Source organism: Aquiflexum sp. (assembly GCF_041749095.1).
Classification (GTDB): Bacteria; Bacteroidota; Bacteroidia; order Cytophagales; family Cyclobacteriaceae; genus Aquiflexum.
This window is the reverse complement of record NZ_JBGTCA010000319.1, coordinates 1-6,969: the sequence shown is the minus strand read 5'-3', so window position 1 is coordinate 6,969 and position 6,969 is coordinate 1. Positions and strand designations below refer to the sequence as shown.

Genomic DNA, 6,969 nt, shown 5'->3' with positions numbered 1-6,969 from the left:
GGAATTTTTGATCCTGTTCTGCAATTTCAGTACCACAGGGCAGCTTGCGTCTATTAATGTAAGGTTGTTATTGATTGCCAATTCATAAGTTGAAGGCGGTTCACCATGGGCTCTGATCAATACTTTTTCATCTCTCAGGTGTTGCAATTCCACATGATCTATGATTTTCAGGCCCTTTTTAGTAAGACGATTTACCTCTTCGTCATTGTGAACAATATCCCCCAAACAGTATAGATACCCCTGATCATCAAGGATTTCCTCTGCCATTTCAATGGCATAGACCACTCCAAAACAGAAGCCGGAATGTTGATCTATATGTACTTGCAGGTTCATCATAGCCTATAAACTTTTAACAGTCTGAATTGTTTTGGTGTTCCTTATCCTTTCATAGATTGTGATATTCATCAACAAAAGCGTCATGGAATAAACTGTATCTTCAATGGGTATGGTAAATAACCGGATACCCAAATTTTCAGCATTATTGTATATCACCACAGGTTCCTCAATAAATGACCCTGTCAGGATTCCATTCACAAATAAAAAAGGTATCATCGAAACCATATAGGCCAGGTAAAACCTTCCAAGATATTTCCCTTGATAAAAAATATAGTGAATGGATAGCATGGCAGTAGCGACCAGAAAATTCACTGAGGTATACCATTTATCCAGATTGAGTAAACCGATTATCAAGAATGCAGGAATCAGTATAAATGTGATTGGTCTGGCCACAGAACCAAGAATATCATTTTTGATAAAGTAATTGAGAACCTCATATATAAACACACAGGCGAAGGGGACGGTCAAGAAAAACAGCCATTCTTCAATAGGCAATTCGAAGATGTAAATTCCGGTCAGGTATCTAGGATTAAATTCCCAAACACCTATCACAGTAAACCAGTGGTCCCAGACCAAAAAAAACAAGCTGGTTATTCCAATTGCCGGAAAAAGCGCATACCACTTTTTTGCATATTGGATTCTAGACTCAAATGACCTGACCAAAGGAAAAGCGACGGTCAACAAGTTCAAAGTAAGGTATAAAAACTTTTCCATATCAAACTATCCCGAATTTCATCCCAAAATAAGTCCCTAACAGCAACGAAAATTTTCTCGAATTAGGTATTCTGACCCGCTGATGGGTGATCGTTTCAGGAGGTAATTTCCTGATTTTTTCAAATAACTTCCGGTAATACAAATAAGCAATCTTAACACCCATCTTAGCGCTGTTTGGTAATCTTCGAATGCCATCTAACGCCTCATCAAAATCTTTTTGTATATCTTCCTCGATCAACTGTTTTGCAGATTTATCAAAATGATTGAAATCCACTCCGGGAAAATATACCCTTCCTCTTTCCTCATAGTCACTTTTGATGTCCCTGAGGAAATTGACCTTTTGGAATGCTGACCCAAGCTTACAGGCGGGTTTTTTAAGATTTCCGTACATTGCCTGATCTCTTTCACAGAAAACTTTGAGGCACATCAGACCGACTACTTCTGCCGAACCATATATATACTCATGATATCTTGAGTCATTATAAGTTTTGAAATCAAGATCCATCTCCATGCTTTTGAGAAAAGCCTCTATCAGATCAAGGTCAATATCAAATTGATTGACTATCATTTGAAATGCATGTAGGACAGGGTTAAGACTTATCCCTTTTTCAATGGATTCATACGTATCATGTTTGAACTGATCTAAAAGTGCTTTTTTATCCTTGTCATGAAAAGTATCCACTATTTCATCTGCATATCTTACAAATCCATAGATGGCATAAATGGGCAAATGCAGTTTTTTGTCCAGAGTTTTTATTCCCAAGGTGAAGCTAGTACTGTACCTTTGGGTTATTAGTTTGCTGCACTCCAATGTAGTTTGGTCAAAAAGGCTTTTTGCATCCATACCCATAATATACAATTTTTTATCTTAATTATTCTCTTTATGAACTTCTCTTGCTACGACATGACCTGATATCAGCGTCGGAGGAACACCGGGACCGGGTACTGTTAACTGACCTGTATAATACAAATTCTTTACTTTTTTGCTTTTTAAAGAAGGTTTTAAGATGGCTGTTTGGAAAAGGGTATTTGCCAAACCATAGGCATTTCCCTTAAACGCATTATAATCAGCTCTGAAATCACTATGTGCATAAGAGCGTTTGAAAATGATATGGCTTCTGATTTCCTGCTTGGTCAGTTTTTCAAGCCTATCCATAACCATATTAAAGTATTTTTCCCTTATTTCTTCCCCATCTTGCAGATCCGGGGCAAGAGGTATCAATATGACTAAATTCTCTTTCCCTTTAGGGGCTACTGAAGGATCAGTTATAGATGCCGCCGATAAATAAAACAAAGGTTTTTCAGGCCATCTTGGATTTTTATAAATGGCATCAGCATGTGGACCCATTTGCTCATCAAAAAACAGACAATGATGTGTCAGATTATCCAGTTTCTTGTCAACTCCCAGATAAAACAAAAGAGATGAAGGTGCCATCACTCTATTATCCCAGTATTTTTCATCATAGTTTCTGTATTCTGGCGAAAGTAGTTTACTATCTACATGGTGATAATCTGCACCGGCGACAACTATATCGGCATCGAAACTTTCACCATTTATAAGGACAACGCTTTTTGCTATACCATTTTTGATATTGATATGGGATACATCTGCACCAAGATGCACTTGTACACCTTTTTCTTCGGCAAGCTGTACCATTCCTTTGACTATTTCATGCATTCCACCCATAGGATACCAAGTACCGAGGACGATATCAGCATAATTCATGAGACTGTACAAAGCAGGAATATTGTCCGCCATCTCTCCCAAAAATATGACAGGAAATTCCATCAGTCTGATAATATTCTCATCCTTAAAAAATTTCCTGACATGTTTGGACATGGACTGAAAGACATCCATTCTGACAATATCTCTCAAAAGTCGTGGGTCTGTAAATTCAAGGATGGACCTACTTGGCCTATATACCAAATCCTGAATGCCCACTTTATATTTATAAGCTGCTTGTTTGAGGAATTCGTCAAGCTTAGGCCCGACTCCGGGTTCCATGCTTTCCATCAAATCCCGGAATTTTGATAAATCCGCGGGTATTTCAACAAATTGATTCTCTCCAAAAACTACCGTGTAGGATGGATCCAGCCTGATAAGGTCATAGTAATCCGATGGCTTTTTGCCGAAGTGACCAAAATAGGTTTCAAATACATCTGGCATCCAATACCAACTTGGTCCCATATCAAAAACAAAACCCTCGGCTTCGAACTTTCTAGCTCTTCCACCGGGGGTTGTGTTTTTTTCAAGTAATGTGACCTGATATCCCAAATGTGCCAAATGTGTAGCAGCTGATAGGCCTGCAAATCCAGCCCCTATTACCACTACTTTCTTATCAGACATATATATTAGTTTCTGTGTTTATAAACATGCAAATCGTCCTTCAAAAGTTTTCTGGCAATATGTATTCTATTTTTAACAGTTCCAATCGGTATGGTCAATTTATCAGCGATCTCGTGATATTTGAAGCCTTTATAATGCATCATAAATGGCGTCTTATAAACATCTTCCAACTTATCTATTGCAGTATAAATATCATCCATTGTAAAATCTCCAAATGCCCCATTTTCAACCAATGAGTCACCTGAATTGATGTAATGAAGATTATCAGTTGTATCCACAAAAGTTCCTCTTCTGATCATTCTTTGATAATTGGTGATAAAAGTATTTTTCATTATTGTGTACAACCATGCCTTCAGGTTAGTCCCCTCAGTAAATTTATCTTTGTTGGTAAATGCCTTTACCATAGTATCCTGTAATAAATCATTTGCATCATCCATATCTCTGGTGAGTTTCAGAGCAAATGGCTTTAGCGAAGTTGATAACTTGTTGAGCGAGTAACTGAATTCTAGAGTTGTCATGGACGTTTTCTTTTTGTTTAATCAAATGTAGTAATCATTAAACAAAAATCAAACACATTGTTTAATTATTTTTCAACTTTTCTTAAACAAATTATAAGATAGGAATAAAAATAGGTTCATTTATTGTAAATAAACGGTAATATGATAAAATGAGCGCAAAAAAAAAGTGAAAATCGGAATTTTCACTTTGTTTAATATTTTATCAAAAATGTAAAACTAATTGCTATCTCTCAACCAATATCTCATCTATCTGTTCCAAATATTCCTTAATCTGCCTGATGTAATTTAGTGCTTTGACATTTTTGGGGAAACGAATTTCCTGACCAACTATTTGATAGCCCGACACAATGATTTCAGACTTACTGAAACGCTTGGCTAAAGTGTCAATATATTCCTGTACATTTTCAGGACTTGGTGAAGTCGTAATGACGGTCAAAAGGTATTCCGGTTGCACCAAATTGTAAACAGAAATCAGGTCATCGTCAGGTGTACTCTGTCCCAGATAAATAACTTTATGACCTTTAAGTTTGATTAGGTAGGCTGCAAAGAGAATAGATATTTCGTGGTGCTCCCCATCCGGTAAGTAAAGGAGAAATTTTTTGCGTCCACCTTTATAAACCTGTGCATCAATGGCGACAATGAGTTTCTGCCTGATGAGATTGCTCATAAAATGCTCTTGGGCAGGATTGATGGCGCCGGTCTGCCAAAGCACGCCTATTTTAGACATAAAAGGGTAAATGATATTGAGCATGGTCTGTTCAAAGCCAATTTTCAGAATATTGGTGGACAATACTTTGTCAAACCTTTCTTCATCCATCTCTATCATACAAATGGTGAGTGCATGAATCTGATCATCATGGGTCAAGCTCTTATCTGTCAATTTGACAACTTCTTCCCTTATACTTTCAAAGGACATGCCGGCAATCTTACTGATCTTGAAGCCATTGTCATTCAATAAGGCAACATTCAAAATAAGTTTGAGATCAGCATCATCATAATACCTGATGTTGGTATCAGTTCGCTTGGGCATCAGCAGATTGTACCTTTGCTCCCAAATACGTAATGTATGGGCTTTAATTCCGGACAACTGCTCAAGGTCTTTGATTGAATAGGTACTCACTATGATTTTATTTTAAAATATTTCTTCGGAACAACAAACAGTCCAAAGGATACTGCATTATCTTTTTTATTGGTTGCATGATGTGCTTGATGTGCTTTGAATATCCCTAAAAGAAAGTTGCTTTTTGGTCTTTCAAACCACTTTATCCTTCTATGAACCAGTACATCATGAATAATGAAGTAACTGATACCATAAATACTTATTCCAACACCCATCCAAAATCGATAATCCAATTCACCTACTCCTAGAAAGATCAGCAAAACCGCAATGCTCCCAAACAGCAATGAAAATAGATCATTGAGTTCGAAAATAGATTTTGAAGGCTGATGATGGGTTTTATGGATCCCCCATAAAGGCCCATGCATAATGTATTTATGAATAAACCAACCTGAAAATTCCATTGCAGCAAATCCAAGGACTATAAATATAATCGCGTACATCATTAGAGTAACTTTATATTATACATAATGTTTAAGCAGGTGAAATTTGGTTTAGAGGATAATATTTAAAACAGCAAAGAAGATTATCAAACTAAGCATTAGAAATCCTGATATCAGATTTTTCTTTTGAAACATTGCTTTCCGGTATATCAAATGTATTAAGTAAGCCACCGCAAACCAACCCACATAATTGGATAAGGGGATTTCTCCGCCTTCCCAACTCCAAAATTCCAATTCAATCGCAACCGGCTCAATCAAAAAATCTATTGCCACCATCAATCCTGCACCCATTCCTGCAGCCAGGAAATCATTTTTGACTTTCTTTTCTAAAAGATTCCCTGTCAAATATACCAACAACAACCAATTGACCCCGATCATAATCGGTACTTCAAATAATTTGACACCTAATACAGACCCATACTCATAATTCCCAAAAGGAAAACCCGTATGTACACCCAATACTTCAGAGCCAAAACCGATCAAAAATGCCATTGAGGAAAAAAACAAAAAGGACCGGTTCCAATCTGTATGAAATAAAAGAAGTATTCCCAAACTAAGTATTAAATGAAAAGGAGTAAGGGCCTGAAAATAAGGCTTGAGCCCTGGCACAGACATTCCGATAATTCCTACTAAATAAAAAACGAAAATGATCAATTTGAATAGTCTGGAGTTATTTTCCTGAATTCCCTGAACAGTTGTCCCAATTTTGCTTTCTGATTTTTCCAAAGGGCTATAAGACATGTTTAATTCAAGGATTTTGTTCACAGACTTGTTGACTTTAACATCGAGAACTTATATTTGTTGGTAGAAGAATGCGACAAAAGTAAAGATAAATTAAGAAAATATGATTTTATATAATGTGACGGTCAATATTGAAAAGGAAGTTGAGCAAGATTGGGTTTTATGGATGAAAAATATCCATATTCCTGATGTCCTTGCAACGGGAATGTTTTCCGAAAACAGATTTTACAAAATCCTTCATGACTCAGAGGATGGAAGTGTCAACTATTCGGTTCAATATTTTTCGGATAGCATGGAGAAAGTCATGGAATACCAAAAAAAATTTTCCCAAAAACTACAAGAGGACGTAAAATCAAAATTTCAAGACAAATTCGTGGTTTTTAGGACGCTGCTTGAGACGGTTGATTAAAAATTAATAAATAACAAATGGAACAAAAACCCGATAAATTTCGCTGCCCATGGTGTTTGGGGTTCGACCAATATGTAAAATACCATGACGAAGAATGGGGTGTTCCGGTATTTGATGATCAAAAACAATTTGAATTTTTGGTTTTGGAAAGTGCCCAAGCTGGCTTAAGTTGGTCCACCATTCTGAAAAAACGGGAAGGTTACCGGAAGGCTTTTGCTGAATTTGACTATAAAGTTATCGCAGATTTACCGGAGGGTTATGTTCAGGAACTTTTACAGAACAAGGAAATCATCAGGAATGAATTAAAAATCAGGTCTGCCATCAATAATGCCCGTCGTTTTATG

9 protein-coding genes and 1 pseudogene are annotated in these 6,969 nt (G+C 36.7%); 2 read left to right on the top strand and 8 right to left on the bottom strand.

Going from position 1 to position 6,969, the window contains the following annotated elements:
- The 8 genes and pseudogenes from ACEW8O_RS14845 to ACEW8O_RS14810 form a co-directional block, all read right to left on the bottom strand.
- Window positions 1-336 (bottom strand): annotated as a pseudogene (locus ACEW8O_RS14845) (4-hydroxy-3-methylbut-2-enyl diphosphate reductase); the annotation flags it as partial.
- Between the two features lie 3 nt (window positions 337-339).
- Complete coding sequence (locus tag ACEW8O_RS14840) at window positions 340-1,050, bottom strand: lycopene cyclase domain-containing protein (protein WP_373495409.1); 711 nt, start codon at window positions 1,048-1,050, stop codon at window positions 340-342.
- A 1-nt stretch (window position 1,051) separates the two neighbouring features.
- The gene (locus tag ACEW8O_RS14835; RefSeq protein WP_373495408.1) at window positions 1,052-1,894 is read right to left on the bottom strand and encodes a phytoene/squalene synthase family protein; all 843 of its coding nucleotides are present in this window, start codon (window positions 1,892-1,894) and stop codon (window positions 1,052-1,054) included.
- Window positions 1,895-1,918: 24 nt separating this feature from the next.
- Window positions 1,919-3,397, bottom strand: a complete 1,479-nt coding sequence (locus ACEW8O_RS14830; RefSeq protein WP_373495407.1) for a phytoene desaturase family protein — start codon at window positions 3,395-3,397, stop codon at window positions 1,919-1,921.
- A gap of 5 nt (window positions 3,398-3,402) precedes the next feature.
- Window positions 3,403-3,915 carry an RNA polymerase sigma factor gene (locus ACEW8O_RS14825; protein WP_373495406.1) on the bottom strand — a complete coding sequence of 171 codons (513 nt, stop codon included), beginning with the start codon at window positions 3,913-3,915 and terminating at the stop codon, window positions 3,403-3,405.
- 223 nt (window positions 3,916-4,138) lie between these two features.
- Entirely contained in the window at window positions 4,139-5,035 is an 897-nt protein-coding gene (locus tag ACEW8O_RS14820; RefSeq protein ID WP_373495405.1) for a MerR family transcriptional regulator, read from the bottom strand.
- Window positions 5,035-5,478 (bottom strand): sterol desaturase family protein, encoded by a 444-nt coding sequence (locus tag ACEW8O_RS14815; protein WP_373495404.1) that lies wholly within the window; start codon window positions 5,476-5,478, stop codon window positions 5,035-5,037. Before ACEW8O_RS14815 ends, ACEW8O_RS14820 begins: the two co-directional genes overlap by 1 nt.
- A gap of 48 nt (window positions 5,479-5,526) precedes the next feature.
- Window positions 5,527-6,240: a carotenoid biosynthesis protein gene (locus ACEW8O_RS14810; protein ID WP_373495403.1), complete on the bottom strand. Its 714-nt coding sequence runs from the start codon at window positions 6,238-6,240 to the stop codon at window positions 5,527-5,529.
- Between the two features lie 79 nt (window positions 6,241-6,319).
- Here ACEW8O_RS14810 and ACEW8O_RS14805 point away from each other — a divergent pair, with 79 nt between their 5' ends.
- Both ACEW8O_RS14805 and ACEW8O_RS14800 read left to right on the top strand, forming a co-directional pair.
- Window positions 6,320-6,625 carry a DUF4286 family protein gene (locus ACEW8O_RS14805; protein ID WP_373495402.1) on the top strand — a complete coding sequence of 102 codons (306 nt, stop codon included), beginning with the start codon at window positions 6,320-6,322 and terminating at the stop codon, window positions 6,623-6,625.
- Window positions 6,626-6,642: 17 nt separating this feature from the next.
- A partial coding sequence (locus tag ACEW8O_RS14800; RefSeq protein ID WP_373495401.1) for a DNA-3-methyladenine glycosylase I occupies window positions 6,643-6,969 on the top strand: 327 nt, incomplete at its 3' end.